The following is a 13,485-nucleotide window of genomic DNA, read 5'->3' as shown; positions in this document are numbered from 1 at the left end:
AGCTACAGTGAATTACTGAACGGACGGTCTGTTAATCCACCATGAAGGGTCGCCCCATGGCATTGCTGCGCAGCTACGTCTCCGGCGGATGGCACACGGCGGAAAGTGACGGAGTACCGCTGCACGACGCCTCGACCGGCGAGGAGGTCGCCCGGGTCTCGTCCGACGGCATCGACTTCGCCGCCGCGCTCGACTACGGCCGTCGCGTCGGCGGACCGGCGCTGCGCGAGCTGACCTTCCACCAGCGTGCCGCGCTGCTGAAGGCGCTGGCCTCCCACCTGCGCGAACACCGCGAGGAGCTGTACGCGCTCTCGGCGCGCACCGGCGCGACCAAGGGCGACTCGATGGTCGACATCGACGGCGGCATCGGCGTCCTGTTCGCCTACTCCAGCAAGGGCAAGCGCGAACTGCCGAACGACACCGTCTACGTCGACGGCAACGTCGAGCCGCTGAGCAAGGGCGGCACCTTCGTCGCCCAGCACATCGCCGTCCCGCTGCGCGGGGTCGCCGTCCAGATCAACGCGTTCAACTTCCCCGTCTGGGGTCCGCTGGAGAAGTTCGCGCCCGCGTTCCTCGCCGGGGTGCCGAGCCTGATCAAGCCCGCCAGCCAGACCGCGTACCTCACCGCGCGGCTGGTCGAGATCATCATCGAGTCCGGCATCCTGCCCGAGGGCACGCTCCAGTTCGTCGCGGGCAGCGTCGGCGACCTGCTCGACCACGTGACGGCGCAGGACCTCGTCTCCTTCACCGGTTCGGCGTCGACGGCGCAGAAGCTGCGCGCGCACCCCGCGATCGTGCGCAACTCCGTCCGGTTCAACGCCGAGGCCGACTCGCTGAACCTGTCGATCCTCGGCCCGGACGCCAAACCCGGCACCACCGAGTTCGATCTCTTCGTCAAGCAGCTGACCACCGAGATGACGGTCAAGGCCGGCCAGAAGTGCACCGCCATCCGCCGCGCCTTCGTACCCGCCGACCTGGTGGACGACGTCGCCGAGGCCGCGAGCGCGCGGCTGGCGAAGACCACCGTCGGCAACCCCACCGCCGAAGGTGTCCGCATGGGCGCCCTGGCCAGCCTGGAGCAGCGTGAAGAGGTCCGGCGGTCGCTCAAGGCGCTGCTGGACGTCGGCACGGTCGTCTTCGGCGACCCGGAGCAGGTCGAGGTCGTCGGCGCGGACGCCGAGCGGGGCGCGTTCATCTCGCCGGTGCTGCTGAAGGCCGACCCGGAGCGCTCCGAGCCGCACGAGGTCGAGGCGTTCGGCCCGGTGTCGACGCTGCTGCCGTACACCTCCACCGAACAGGTCATCGAGCTCGCCGCGCGTGGCGGCGGCAGCCTGGTGGGTTCCGTCGTCTCGGCGGACCAGGAGTTCGTACGCGAGGTCGTCCTCGGCGTCGCGCCGTACCACGGCCGCCTGCTGGTGCTCGACGCCGACGACGCCAAGGAGTCCACCGGTCACGGTTCCCCGATGCCGCAGCTGGTGCACGGTGGCCCCGGCCGCGCCGGCGGCGGCGAGGAGATGGGCGGCGTCCGCGGCGTGCTGCACCACATGCAGCGCACGGCGGTCCAAGGTTCGCCCGCGGTGCTGAGCACGGTCACCGGGCGCTGGGTCGCCGGCGCGCCGAGGACCGAAGGCGACGTCCACCCGTTCCGGAAGTCGTTGGCGGAGCTGAAGATCGGCGACTCCGTGGTCGCCGGTCCGCGCACCGTCACCCAGGAGGACGTGGACCACTTCGCCGAGTTCACCGGTGACACCTTCTACGCCCACACTGATCCCGAGGCCGCGGCCGCGAACCCGCTGTTCGGCGGGATCGTGGCGCACGGGTACCTCGTGGTGTCTTTCGCGGCGGGCTTGTTCGTCTCGCCGGAGCCCGGCCCAGTGCTGGCCAACTACGGCCTGGAGAACCTGCGGTTCCTCACCCCGGTCAAGGTGGGCGACTCGCTGACCGTGACCTTGACCGCCAAGCAGATCACCCCGCGTATCGACCAGGAGTACGGCGAGGTCCGCTGGGACGCCGACGTCACCAACGCCGACGGCGACTCGGTCGCCAAGTACGACGTGCTGACCCTGGTGGCGAAGGAGCAGTCATGACCGCGACATTGCCCGAGGAAGACCTCGAACGGCATTTCGAGGCCACCATCGAGCGCGACCAGCGCATCGAGCCACGTGACTGGGTGCCCGAGGGCTACCGCAAGACGATGATCCGCCAGATCGCGCAGCACGCGCATTCGGAGATCATCGGCATGCAGCCGGAAGGAAACTGGATCACCCGCGCGCCTTCCTTGCGGCGTAAGGCGATCTTGCTCGCCAAGGTGCAGGACGAGGCCGGGCACGGATTGTACCTGTACTCCGCGGCCGCCACGCTCGGCGCCGACCGCGCGGATCTGACGGACAAGCTGATCAACGGCAAGCAGAAGTACTCGTCGATCTTCAACTACCCGACGCTGACCTTCGCCGACGTCGGCGTGATCGGCTGGCTGGTGGACGGCGCGGCGATCTGCAACCAGGTCCCGTTGTGCCGCAGTTCGTACGGGCCGTACGCGCGCGCCATGATCCGTATCTGCAAGGAGGAGTCCTTCCATCAGCGGCAGGGCTACGAGCTGCTGATGACCATGATGCGCGGCACCGAGAAGCAGCGCGAGATGGTGCAGGAGGCGGTGAATCGCTGGTGGTGGCCGTCGCTGATGATGTTCGGCCCGCCGGACGCGGATTCGCCGAACACCGCGCAGTCGATGGCGTGGAAGGTCAAGCGGCACACCAACGACGAACTGCGCCAGCGCTTTGTCGACATGTCCATCCCGCAGGCCGAGGCGCTGGGCGTCACCTTCCCGGATCCGGACCTGAAGTGGAACGCCGAACGCGGGCACTACGACTTCGGCGCCGTCGACTGGGACGAGTTCAAGAACGTGTTGAAGGGCAACGGCCCCTGCAACGCCGAGCGCATCGCGCACCGGCGGCGGGCACAGGAAGACGGCGCGTGGGTGCGGGAAGCCGCCTCGGCGCACGCAGCGAAGAAGGGTTCGTGATGAAACACGACTGGCCGTTGTACGAGGTGTTCGTCCGGGGCAAGCGCGGGCTGAACCACGTGCACGTGGGTTCGCTGCACGCGGCGGACGACGACATGGCGCTGCACCACGCGCGGGATCTGTACACCCGCCGCAACGAGGGCGTGTCGATCTGGGTCGTGAAGGCCTCGGACATCACGGCGTCCTCACCGGACGAGAAGGACCCGTTCTTCGCGCCCAGCGGCGACAAGGTGTACCGGCACCCGACGTTCTACGACATCCCCGACAACGTTCCCCACATCTGACATGAGCTTCGACAACGCCTACGAGGCGATCACCGAGGAGAACGACTCCCGCTGGGCCTTCGGCACCGGGTTCGAGGATCCGCTGTCCGGTGTGGACACCACGGTCCCGTCCGGTGTGGACGGTGCGCGGCTGGCGGCCTACTGCCTGATGCTCGGCGACGACGCGCTGATCTTCTCGCACCGGCTGCAGGAATGGTGCACGAACGCGCCTGAGCTCGAAGACGAGGTCGCGATCGCCAATATCGCGCTCGATCTACTCGGGCAGGCCCGGCTGCTGCTGGCCCGCGCGGGCAAGGCCGACGGCAGCGACCGTTCGGAGGATTCGTACGCCTTCTTCCGCAGCGAACAGGAGTACCGCAACGTCCGGCTCGCGGAGCTCGAAGGCGGGCACTTCGGGCATCTGATCGCGCGGCTGCTGGTGTTCTCGATCTGGCGGCTCGCGCTGCTCCAGCGTTTGCAGACCAGTGTCGATCCGGTGCTGGCGGCCATCGCGGACAAGGGCGTCAAGGAAGTCGCGTACCACCGCGACTACGCCGCCCAATGGGCCGTGCGCCTCGGCGACGGCACCGAGCTGTCCCACTCGCGCATGCAGGAAGGCCTCGACGCGGTCTGGCCGTACGTCGACGAGCTTTTCGCGGCGCACGAGGTCGAGTTCGTCGAGTCGCCGTCGTTGCGGCCGGAGTTCGACGCGATCCTCGACCAGGTGCTGGCCGTCGCGACGCTGAAGCGTCCCGAAATCGGTGCCATCGCCGGGGTTTCCGGCCGGATGGGCCGCGACGGCGTGCACACCGAGCGGATGGGCTACCTGCTGGCGACCCTGCAGAGTGTCGCCAGGGAACATCCGGACGCGACATGGTGACCGCGTACGCCGTGGCCGCCACGGTCACCGATCCGGAGCTCCCGATGCTGACGCTCGCGGACCTCGGCGTGCTGCGTGAAGTGTCCGAATCCGACGGACGGGTGGTCGTCGCGATCACCCCGACCTACACCGGCTGCCCGGCGATGGACACCATGCGCGACGACCTCGTGCACGCGCTGACCGGCGCGGGCTACGGCGAGGTCGAGGTCCGCACGGTGCTGCAGCCCGCCTGGTCCACCGACTGGATCACCGAGGACGGCAAACGGAAACTGGCCGAGGCCGGGATCGCGCCACCGGGGGCCGCGCCGCGGCGGACCGGGCCGATCCCGCTCACGCTGAGCCCGCCGGTGTCGTCGGTCCGCTGCCCGAACTGCGGTTCCGCGGACACCGAGGAGCAGTCCAGGTTCAGCGCGACGGCGTGCAAGGCCCTGCGCCGCTGCCGGTTCTGCCTCGAACCGTTCGAACACGTCAAGGAGATCTAGCGTGACCGCCACCCTGCGCCGCACGGGCTTCCACACCCTCACGGTGTCCGACGTCCAGCGTCTGTGCGACGACGCCGTCGCGGTGACCTTCGACGTGCCCGAAGACCTCGCGGACACCTTCCGCTTCAAACCGGGCCAGTCGCTGACGTTGCGCCGCGAGATCGACGGCCGCGACGAGCGCCGGTCGTACTCGATCTGCGCACCCGCCGGGGCGGCGCCGCGGGTCGGCGTCCGCGAGGTGCCGGGCGGGCTGTTCTCGTCGTGGCTCGTACGCGAGGTGAAACCCGGCGACGAGATCGAGGTCGCGCCGCCCACCGGCAACTTCAGCCCCGATCTGGCAGCCGCCGGGCATCACGTGCTGATCGCGGCCGGATCCGGGATCACGCCGGTGTTGTCGATCGCGTCTTCGCTGCTCGGCGACTCCGACGCGACGGTGACCGTGCTCTACGGCAACCGCCGCACGGACACCGTCATGTTCGCCGACGACCTCGCGGATCTGAAGGACCGTTACCCCGCGAGGCTCGAACTCGTCCACGTGCTCTCCCGTGAGCCGCGCGAGGCCGAACTGTTCACCGGGCGGCTCGACGTGGAGAAGCTGCGGCGGCTGTGCTCCGTGCTGATCCCGGTCGAGGACGTCGCGCACTGGTGGCTGTGCGGGCCGTTCGAGATGGTGACCGGCGCGCAGGAACTCCTGCGGTCCCTGGACGTCGCCGAGGAGCGGATCCACCAGGAACTGTTCTATGTGGACACTCCGCCGGAGCCGGTGCACCACGTCGATCCGGCCGTCGTGGGGGCGTCCAGCGAGGTCACGCTGGTGCTCGACGGCCGGTCGACGACGATGACGCTGCCGCGCGGCACCTCGGTGCTCGACGGCGCGCAGAAGTTCCGCCCGGATCTGCCGTTCGCCTGCAAGGGCGGCGTATGCGGCACCTGCCGGGCGAAGATCTGCGACGGCAAGGTGGACATGCGGCGCAACTTCGCGCTGGAGAAGGCCGAGGTCGACGCCGGTTTCGTCCTGACCTGCCAGTCGGTGCCCGTCTCCGACGCCGTCACCGTGGACTTCGACGCCTGACGCCTCGTGAGTGGTAAGGACGGTTCTAACCGTCCTTACCACTCACGAGGCCCTACAGCTCCAGCCGCCGGGTGATGCCGATGTCGGCGAGGAACGGGCGGTCGTGGCTCGCCACGATCAGCGTGCCCCGGTAGGCCAGCAGCGCCTCGGTGAGCCGGCGGACACTCGCCAGGTCGAGGTTGTTCGTCGGCTCGTCGAGCAGCAGCAGTCGCGGCGTGGGCTCGGTCAGCAGCAACGTCGCCAGCGCCGCCCGGAACCGTTCCCCGCCGGACAGCGACGCCACCTCGCGGTCGGCGGTCTTGCCCCGGAACAGGAACCGGGCCAGCCTCGCGCGGATCTCGTTGTCCGTGAGCGACGGCGCGACGTGCCGCACGTTGTCCACAATGGACAAAGTGTCGTCGAGCACGTCGATCCGCTGGGGGAGCAGCCTCGCGGGGACGAACAGCCCCACCTCGCCCGACTTCGGCGGCAGCTCGCCGGTGATCGTCCGCAGCAGGGTGGTCTTCCCCGAACCGTTCGGGCCGACGAGCGCGATCCGCTCGGGGCCCATGACGTGCAGGTCCACCGCCGGGCCGAACCGGGGCACGGCGTCGATCCGGAGTACGTCCGTCCCACGGGGGACCGTCGTTTCCGGGAGCTCGACGCGGATCTCGGCGTCCTCCCGCACCAGCTCCTCGGCGGCCTTCAGTGCCTCGACGGCGTTTTCCAGCCGGTCGGTGTGCAGGTTCCGGTACTTGCCCGCGGCGATCTGCGCGTCCTCCTGACGTTTGCGCATGCGTCCCTTGGGCTCGCGTTTGGTGTCCCACATCTTCTGGCCGTAGCGGGCCCGCCGGGCGAGTTTGATCCCGGCCTCGACCAGCTCCCGCTTCTGCCGTTTGACGTCCGACTCCGCCGCGCGCACATGCCGCCGCGCGGCCTCCTGCGCGACCTCGACGGCGTGTTCGTAGTCCGCGAGGTTTCCGCCGTACAGCGTGACCTCGCGGTCGCGGACCTCGGCGATCCGGTCGACCAGCCCGAGCAGTTCCCGATCGTGCGAGACCACCACGAGGATCCCGCCCCAGCCCGCCACCTCGCGGTGCACGAGCTCCCGGGCCCGCAGGTCGAGATTGTTCGTCGGCTCGTCGAGCAGCAACGCGGCGGGGCGGCGCAGGAGCAGGGCGGCCAGCCCGAGCAGCGTGAGTTCGCCGCCGGACAGTTCGCCCGCCCGCCGGTCCAGGCGGACGGCGCCCAGGCCGAGCCGGTCGAGGATCGCGCGGATGCGCTCCTCGACGTCCCAGTTGTCGCCGATGGTGGCGAAGTGCTCTTCGGTGGCGGAACCGTCCTCGACGGCCCTGATCGCCGCGCGGATCGCGGTGACGCCGAGGACGTCGTCGACCCGGCGGCCGGTGTCGAGGACGAGGTTCTGTGGCAGGTAACCGAGCTCACCCGGTGCGGTGATGGAACCCGTCGTGGGCCGCAGCTCGTCGGCGAGCAGCTTGAGCAGCGTGGACTTACCGGATCCGTTGGTGCCGACCAGGCCGGTGCGACCGGCGCCGATCGTGAGCGAGAGGCGCTCGAACACCGGAACACCGTCCGGCCAGGTGAAGGTGACGTCGGAAAGCGTCAAGGAAGAAGACATGAGACTCCCTGCGAAGGAGGTGGATGAGGGCGCAGGTTCGTCTCAGAAGATCACCGCGACAGGGTAGCCCGCGGGTTGCCGGGTGGCGATCGGTTTTCGCGGGGACCGGCGACGAAGCGTCAGGTTTTCGCGAGCCAGGTCGAACTCGGTAGGACCGGCGTCCGACGGTGCTGGTCCCGGCCTGACAGCGGGGCGGTGATGATCCGCCGCGGCACCGTGAGGAGGCCGAGGGGGACGGCTGCGCGAAGCTGGTCGTCGATGTTCGGCCGTGCGCTTGGCGCCTGGCAGTGCGCAGACTGGTTTTCTTGAACGCTGCCTTTGCATTGCCGGATTTCGGTAATGGTCGCCGGTGTGCCGACCGTTGTTGCGCTGTCGGTGGTGCTCCGTGGGTGGTGGTTGCCGGATTTCGGCGATGGCACGGGTGTGGGTCTTGGTCGCGTGGCTTCGGGTGGGTTCGCGGGAGCGGTGGGTGGTGGTTGCCGGATTTCGGCGACAGCCCAGCTGTCGGTCTTGGTCTCGCGGCTTCGGGTCGTTCCCCGGGGCCGGCGGGGCGGCTGTCGCCGGATTTCGGCAACAGCACCGGTGTCGCCCCCGATCACCTGACATCGGCCCGCTCCCCGGACCCCGTGGCCAACCGTCGCCGAAATCCCGCGACATCCCAGGTGTGGGTCTTGATCTCGTGGCTTCGGGTCGTTCCCCGAGACCGGCGGGGCGGCTGTCGCCGGATTCCGGCAACAAGCACGGGTGTCGATCTCGGCCGCGCAGCTGCGGGTCGTTCCCGGCCCCTTGGGCAACCGTCGCCGGATTCCGGCGACATCCCAGGTGTCGGCCTTGGTCTCGTGGCTTCGGGTCGTTCCCCGAGACCGGCGGGTCGGCTGTCGCCGGATTCCGGCAACAACACCGGTGTCGATCTCGGCCGCGCAGCTGCGGGTCGTTCCCGGCCCCTTGGGCAACCGTCGCCGGATTCCGGCGACATCCCAGGTGTCGGCCTTGGTCTCGCGGCTTCGGGTCGTTCCCCGAGACCGGCGGGTCGGCTGTCGCCGAATTCCGGCAACAGCACGGGTGCCGCCCCCGATCACCTGACATCGGCCCGCTCCCCGGACCCCGTAGCCAACCGTCGCCGAAATCCGGCACACCGACTCCGACGCGACACCGGGACGCCCGGGATCCCCGCCCAGCCCTTGCCGATTTCCGGCAACTGAGGACCTGCCGCAAGCCCCACCGTGCAGCCTCGGCGACCCGCGACCGGCGGGGGCATACTGGCGGGCGTGATCGAACGCCCTCATGTCCTGCTGTCCGCCGCGGTCTCGCTCGACGGCTACCTCGACGACGCGAGCGACACCCGGCTGGTGCTGTCCAACGAGGAGGACTGGGCGAGGGTGGACGGGCTGCGCGCCGCGTCGGACGCGATCCTCGTCGGCGCGAACACGATCCGCGCGGACGACCCTCGCTTGCTGGTCCGCTCGGCGGAGCTCGTCGCGGAACGGGTCGCGGCGGGCCGTCCGGAACAGCCGGTCAAGGTCACCCTCACGCGGAGCGGGTCACTCGATCCGGCGGCGCAGTTCTTCACTGTCGGCGACACGGAGAAGCTCGTCTACGCGCCGCCCGGCGTCGTCACGGGCGTGAAGGCAACCGTCGTCGAACTGGTCGGCCTAAGCGAAATGCTGGCGGATCTCTACGCGCGCGGGGTGCGGCGCCTCATGGTCGAAGGCGGCGGCGCGATCCACACCCAGTTCCTCACCGAGGGCCTGGTCGACGAACTGCATCTGGCCGTCGCGCCGTTCTTCGTCGGCGATGAGCGCGCACCGCGCTTCGTCGGGCCAGGCGCGTTCCCGCGCGGGCTGACTCTGGTGGAAAGCACGAGACTGGGCGACATCGCCGTCCTGGAGTACCACGCGACGCCCGAACCGTCCGATGTGGACATTCAGCACCTGCGCGAGGCCATCGCGCTCGCCGAGAACTGCCCGCCGCGCACCTTCCGTGTCGGAGCGGTCATCGCCGCCGCCGACGGAGAAGTGCTCTCCACCGGTTTCTCGGGCGACGGCGATCCCGCCAACCATGCCGAAGAAGCCGCCCTCGCCAAGCTCGAACCCGGGGATCCGAGGCTGGCGGAGGCGACGATGTACACGTCACTGGAGCCGTGCAGCTCGCGGACGTCACATCCGCGAAGCTGCACCCAGCTCATCCTCGACGCCGGCATCCCGCGCGTCGTCTTCGCCTGGCGCGAGCCGTCGGTGTTCGTCGACTGCGTCGGCGCCGAGACACTGGAGGCGGCCGGACGCCGGGTGATCGAGGTACCCGCCCTCGCCGCCGACGTCCGCCGCGCGAACACCCATATCCCGGGTGTCCACCTCTGAACTACTTGCAGGCGTCGCAGCAGCCGCAGCCCAGACCGGTGCACGCCGAGCAGCAACCGTGGCGAAGCACGACCTTCAACAGACGCTTGATCATCGCTGTCCTCCCGATCGTTTCCATCCCACCGCCCTTGTCACGCTAAGTTCTGCGCATATGACAGTGGTACCGCCGGGAGTGCCACGGGGCTGCTCCAGCGGGTGATGTCAGGATTCGAGATCCCCCTCCAGCGACAAGTAGACCTCGCGCAGCTGAGCCAAAAGATCGGCGTCCGGTTCCGCCCACAGCCCCCGATCGGCGGCCTCGTTCAGCCGCTCGATGATGCCGCGCAACGCCCACGGGTTGGCCTGGCGCAGGAACTCCTGGTTGACCTCGTCGAGCACGTAGGACTCGGTGAGCTTCTCGTACATCCAGTCGCCGACCACGCCCGCGGTGGCGTCGAAACCGAACAGGTAGTCGACGGTCGCCGCCAGCTCGAAAGCGCCCTTGTAGCCGTGCTTGCGCATCGCCGCCAGCCAGCGCGGGTTGACCACGCGGGCGCGGAAGACGCGCGCGGTCTCCTCGCCGAGGGTGCGGGTGCGGACGGCGTCCGGGGTGGTGCTGTCGCCGACGTAGGACGCGGGCGCGGTGCCGGTCAGCGCGCGGACCGTCGCGATCATCCCGCCGTGGTACTGGAAATAGTCGTCGGAGTCGGCGATGTCGTGTTCGCGGGTGTCGGTGTTCTTGGCCGCGACCACGATCCGCTTGTACGAGTTCTCCATGTCCTCGCGCGCCGGCCTGCCGTCGAGGTCGCGGCCGTAGGCGAAACCGCCCCAGACCGCGTAGACCTCGGCGAGATCCTTGTCGTCGCGCCAGTTCCCGGAATCCATCAGCGGAAGCAGGCCCGCGCCGTACGCGCCCGGCTTGGAACCGAAGATCCTCGTGGTGGCCCGGCGTTCGTCACCGTGCGCGGCGAGATCCGCGCGGGCGTGGGCACGCACGAAGTTCTGCTCGTCCGGCTCGTCGAGGTTCGCCACCAGGCGCACGGCGTCGTCCAGCAGGGTGATCACGTGCGGGAAGGCGTCGCGGAAGAACCCGCTGATCCGCACGGTGACGTCGATCCGCGGACGGCCGAGCTCGGCGAGCGGGATCGCCTCGATGCCGGTGACCCGCCGCGAAGCCTCGTCCCAGACGGGCTGGACTCCCAGCAGGGCGAGGACTTCCGCCGCGTCGTCGCCCGACGTGCGCATCGCCGACGTGCCCCAGACCGAGAGGCCGACCGAACGCGGCCAGTCACCCGTGTCCTCTTTGTAGCGGCGGAGAAGCGAGTCCGCGAGCGCCTGCCCGGTCTCCCAGGCGAGGCGGCTCGGGATGGCCTTCGGGTCGACGGTGTAGAAGTTGCGGCCGGTCGGCAGCACGTTGATCAGGCCGCGCAGGGGAGAACCGCTGGGCCCGGCCGGGATGTAGCCGCCGTCGAGCGCGTGGAGCACGGCGTCGATCTCGGCGCCGGTGCCCGCCAGCCGCGGCACGATCTCGGTGGCGGCGAAGGTCAGCACGCGAGCGACCTCCTGGTGTTCCGGCACGTCGGCGACGACCTCGGCGACCGCTGATGGGGACCAGCCCCTGGCCTCCATCGCCTCGACGAGCGAGCGGGCCGTCTGCTCGATGGCGTCCACTTCGGACAGTGGGGTGTCGCTGTTCTCCTTGAGTCCCAACGCGGACCGCAGACCGGGGACCGCGCCCTGCTTGCCGCCCCACATCTGCTGGGCGCGCAGCATGGCGAGCACGAGGTTGATCCGCGCCTCGCCCACCGGCGCGGCGCCGAGGATGTGCAGGCCGTCGCGGATCTGGGCGTCCTTGACCTCGCACAGCCAGCCGTCGATGTGCAGCAGGAAGTCGTCGAACTCCGCGTCGTGCGGGCGTTCCTCGACACCGAGGTCGTGGTCCAGTTTCGCGGCCTGGATCAGCGTCCAGATCTGCGCGCGGACCGCGGGCAGCTTCGCCGGGTCCATCGCGGCGATGTTGGCGTGCTCGTCGAGGAGCTGCTCCAGGCGGGCCATGTCGCCGTAGCTTTCGGCGCGGGCCATCGGCGGGATCAGGTGGTCGACGATCGTGGCGTGCGCGCGCCGTTTCGCCTGCGCGCCCTCACCCGGGTCGTTGATCAGGAACGGGTAGATCAGCGGCAGATTGCCCAGCACGGCGTCCGGCGCGCAGGAGTCGGAGAGACCGGCGGTCTTGCCGGGAAGCCATTCCAGCGAACCGTGTTTGCCGAGGTGGACGACGGCGTGCGCGCCGAATTCCTCCTCCAGCCAGCGGTACGCGGCCAGGTAGTGGTGGCTCGGCGGGAGGTCCGGGTTGTGGTAGATCGCCACCGGGTTCTCGCCGAAGCCGCGTGGCGGCTGGATCATCAGGGCGACGTTGCCGGACTGCAGCGAGGCCAGCACGATGTCCCCGTTGTCCACATAGAGCTCGCCGGGAGCGGGCCCCCAGTGCTCCTCCATGCCCTCGCGCAGTTCCGCCGGAAGCTGGGCGAACCACTCGCGGTACTTGCCGGCGGGAACGCGGATCGGGTTGCCGGACAGCTGTTCCTCGGTGAGCCACTCCGGATCCTGACCGCCCGCGGCGATGAGCGCGTGGATCAGGGCGTCGCCGTCCGGCTGATCGGTGCCGGTCGGCACGACGCCGGGGAAGGGGTCTTCGCCGAGGTCGTAGCCCTGGTCACGCATGCGGCGCAACAGTTCGATCGCGGACGCGGGCGTGTCGAGGCCGACGGCGTTGCCGACGCGGGAGTGCTTCGTCGGGTACGCGGACAGCATCAGCGCGATACGGCGCTCCGGCGGGGGAGTGTGGCGCAACCGGGCGTGGGCCAGCGCGATCTTCGCGACGCGGGACGCGCGCTCGGCGTCCGGCACGTACTTGGGGAGGCCGTCGTCGTCGATCTCCTTGAACGAGAACGGGACAGTGATGAGGCGGCCGTCGAATTCGGGGACGGCCATCTGGTTGCCCGCGTCGAGCGGGGACAGACCGTCGTCGTTGGCCGACCAGGTCTCGCGGTCGCTGGTGAGGCACAGTGCCTGCAGGATCGGGATGTCGAGCGCGGCCATCTCGGCGACGTCCCACGCCTCGTCGTCCCCGCCCGCGCCGACCTCCGACGGCCGGGTGCCGCCGGCCGCCAGCACGGTGACCAGGAGCGCGTCGGCCTTGGCCAGCTCGGCCATCATCTCCGGCTCGCGGGTGCGCAGGGAGGCGCAGTGGATCGGGAGCGCGCGGCCCCCGGCGTCCTCGACGGCGTCGGAGAGGGCGTGGACGAACTCGGTGTTCCCGGACAGGTGATGCGCGCGGTAGTAGAGGATCGCGACGACCGGGCCCTCGGTGCTCTTCGGCTCGCGCTCCAGGACACCCCACAGCGGCTGCACAGCGGGCGGCTCGAAACCGTCACCCGTCAGAAGGAGCGTGTCGCTCAGGAAGCGGTGCAGCTGGGTGAGGTTGGCCGGGCCGCCCTGCGCGAGGTACGCGTGCGCCTCCGCCGCCGTGCCCGCCGGGACGGTGGACAGCTTCATGAGCTGCGCGTCCGGCGTCTGCTCGCCGCCGAGGACCACCACGTGCGCGCCGCTCGCGCGGACCGTGTCGAGCCCCTCCTGCCAGCTGCGTTCCGAGCCGAGGATCCGGACGACGACGATCTTGGCGCCGTCGAGCAGGGCGGGCAGCTCCGCGAGGTCCAGGCGGGCCGGGTTGGCCAGCCGGTACTCGGCCTCGCTGGAGCGGGCGCTGAGCAGGTCGGTGTCCGAAGTGGACAGAAGCAGGATCACGGCAGTCC

Annotated in this window: 9 protein-coding genes; 7 read left to right on the top strand and 2 right to left on the bottom strand. The window is 69.8% G+C overall.

Going from position 1 to position 13,485, the window contains the following annotated elements; translation table 11 throughout:
• Positions 1-56: 56 nt before the first annotated feature.
• The 6 genes from paaZ to paaE are packed head-to-tail and all read left to right on the top strand — an operon-like array spanning position 57 to position 5,719.
• The gene (paaZ, locus tag MJQ72_RS32790; RefSeq protein ID WP_240594881.1) at positions 57-2,087 is read left to right on the top strand and encodes a phenylacetic acid degradation bifunctional protein PaaZ; all 2,031 of its coding nucleotides are present in this window, start codon (positions 57-59) and stop codon (positions 2,085-2,087) included.
• Complete coding sequence (gene paaA, locus MJQ72_RS32785; RefSeq protein ID WP_240594880.1) at positions 2,084-3,022, top strand: 1,2-phenylacetyl-CoA epoxidase subunit PaaA; 939 nt, start codon at positions 2,084-2,086, stop codon at positions 3,020-3,022. Before paaZ ends, paaA begins: the two co-directional genes overlap by 4 nt.
• The gene (paaB, locus tag MJQ72_RS32780) at positions 3,022-3,306 is read left to right on the top strand and encodes a 1,2-phenylacetyl-CoA epoxidase subunit PaaB (RefSeq protein WP_240594878.1); all 285 of its coding nucleotides are present in this window, start codon (positions 3,022-3,024) and stop codon (positions 3,304-3,306) included. Before paaA ends, paaB begins: the two co-directional genes overlap by 1 nt.
• A 1-nt stretch (position 3,307) precedes the next feature.
• Positions 3,308-4,165 carry a 1,2-phenylacetyl-CoA epoxidase subunit PaaC gene (paaC, locus tag MJQ72_RS32775; protein WP_240594876.1) on the top strand — a complete coding sequence of 286 codons (858 nt, stop codon included), beginning with the start codon at positions 3,308-3,310 and terminating at the stop codon, positions 4,163-4,165.
• A complete protein-coding gene (gene paaD, locus MJQ72_RS32770) occupies positions 4,159-4,647 on the top strand; it encodes a 1,2-phenylacetyl-CoA epoxidase subunit PaaD (protein WP_240594874.1) in 489 nt (162 codons plus the stop codon). The genes paaC and paaD overlap by 7 nt, the downstream gene beginning before the upstream one ends.
• A gap of 1 nt (position 4,648) precedes the next feature.
• Complete coding sequence (gene paaE, locus MJQ72_RS32765; RefSeq protein WP_240594872.1) at positions 4,649-5,719, top strand: 1,2-phenylacetyl-CoA epoxidase subunit PaaE; 1,071 nt, start codon at positions 4,649-4,651, stop codon at positions 5,717-5,719.
• A gap of 52 nt (positions 5,720-5,771) precedes the next feature.
• Here paaE and MJQ72_RS32760 read toward each other — a convergent pair whose 3' ends face one another.
• Positions 5,772-7,337 (bottom strand): ABC-F family ATP-binding cassette domain-containing protein, encoded by a 1,566-nt coding sequence (locus MJQ72_RS32760; RefSeq protein ID WP_240594871.1) that lies wholly within the window; start codon positions 7,335-7,337, stop codon positions 5,772-5,774.
• A gap of 1,268 nt (positions 7,338-8,605) precedes the next feature.
• Here MJQ72_RS32760 and MJQ72_RS32755 point away from each other — a divergent pair.
• Positions 8,606-9,694 carry a dihydrofolate reductase family protein gene (locus MJQ72_RS32755; RefSeq protein ID WP_240594869.1) on the top strand — a complete coding sequence of 363 codons (1,089 nt, stop codon included), beginning with the start codon at positions 8,606-8,608 and terminating at the stop codon, positions 9,692-9,694.
• 201 nt (positions 9,695-9,895) lie between these two features.
• Here MJQ72_RS32755 and cobN read toward each other — a convergent pair whose 3' ends face one another.
• Positions 9,896-13,477 (bottom strand): cobaltochelatase subunit CobN, encoded by a 3,582-nt coding sequence (gene cobN, locus MJQ72_RS32750; protein WP_240594868.1) that lies wholly within the window; start codon positions 13,475-13,477, stop codon positions 9,896-9,898.
• Positions 13,478-13,485 lie beyond the last annotated feature (8 nt).

The organism is Amycolatopsis sp. EV170708-02-1 (assembly GCF_022479115.1).
In the GTDB taxonomy this organism is placed as follows: Bacteria; Actinomycetota; Actinomycetes; order Mycobacteriales; family Pseudonocardiaceae; genus Amycolatopsis.
This window is presented reverse-complemented; position numbering and strand designations above follow the sequence as displayed.

What these genes read in the sequence shown, in the direction of transcription:
- paaA (WP_240594880.1), top strand. Translation starts at nt 2,084, where the DNA reads ATGACCGCGACATTGCCCGAGGAAGACCTCGAACGGCATTTCGAGGCC.
- paaZ (WP_240594881.1), top strand. Translation starts at nt 57, where the DNA reads ATGGCATTGCTGCGCAGCTACGTCTCCGGCGGATGGCACACGGCGGAA.
- paaB (WP_240594878.1), top strand. Translation starts at nt 3,022, where the DNA reads ATGAAACACGACTGGCCGTTGTACGAGGTGTTCGTCCGGGGCAAGCGC.
- paaC (WP_240594876.1), top strand. Translation starts at nt 3,308, where the DNA reads ATGAGCTTCGACAACGCCTACGAGGCGATCACCGAGGAGAACGACTCC.
- MJQ72_RS32760 (WP_240594871.1), bottom strand. Translation starts at nt 7,337, where the DNA reads ATGTCTTCTTCCTTGACGCTTTCCGACGTCACCTTCACCTGGCCGGAC.
- paaD (WP_240594874.1), top strand. Translation starts at nt 4,159, where the DNA reads ATGGTGACCGCGTACGCCGTGGCCGCCACGGTCACCGATCCGGAGCTC.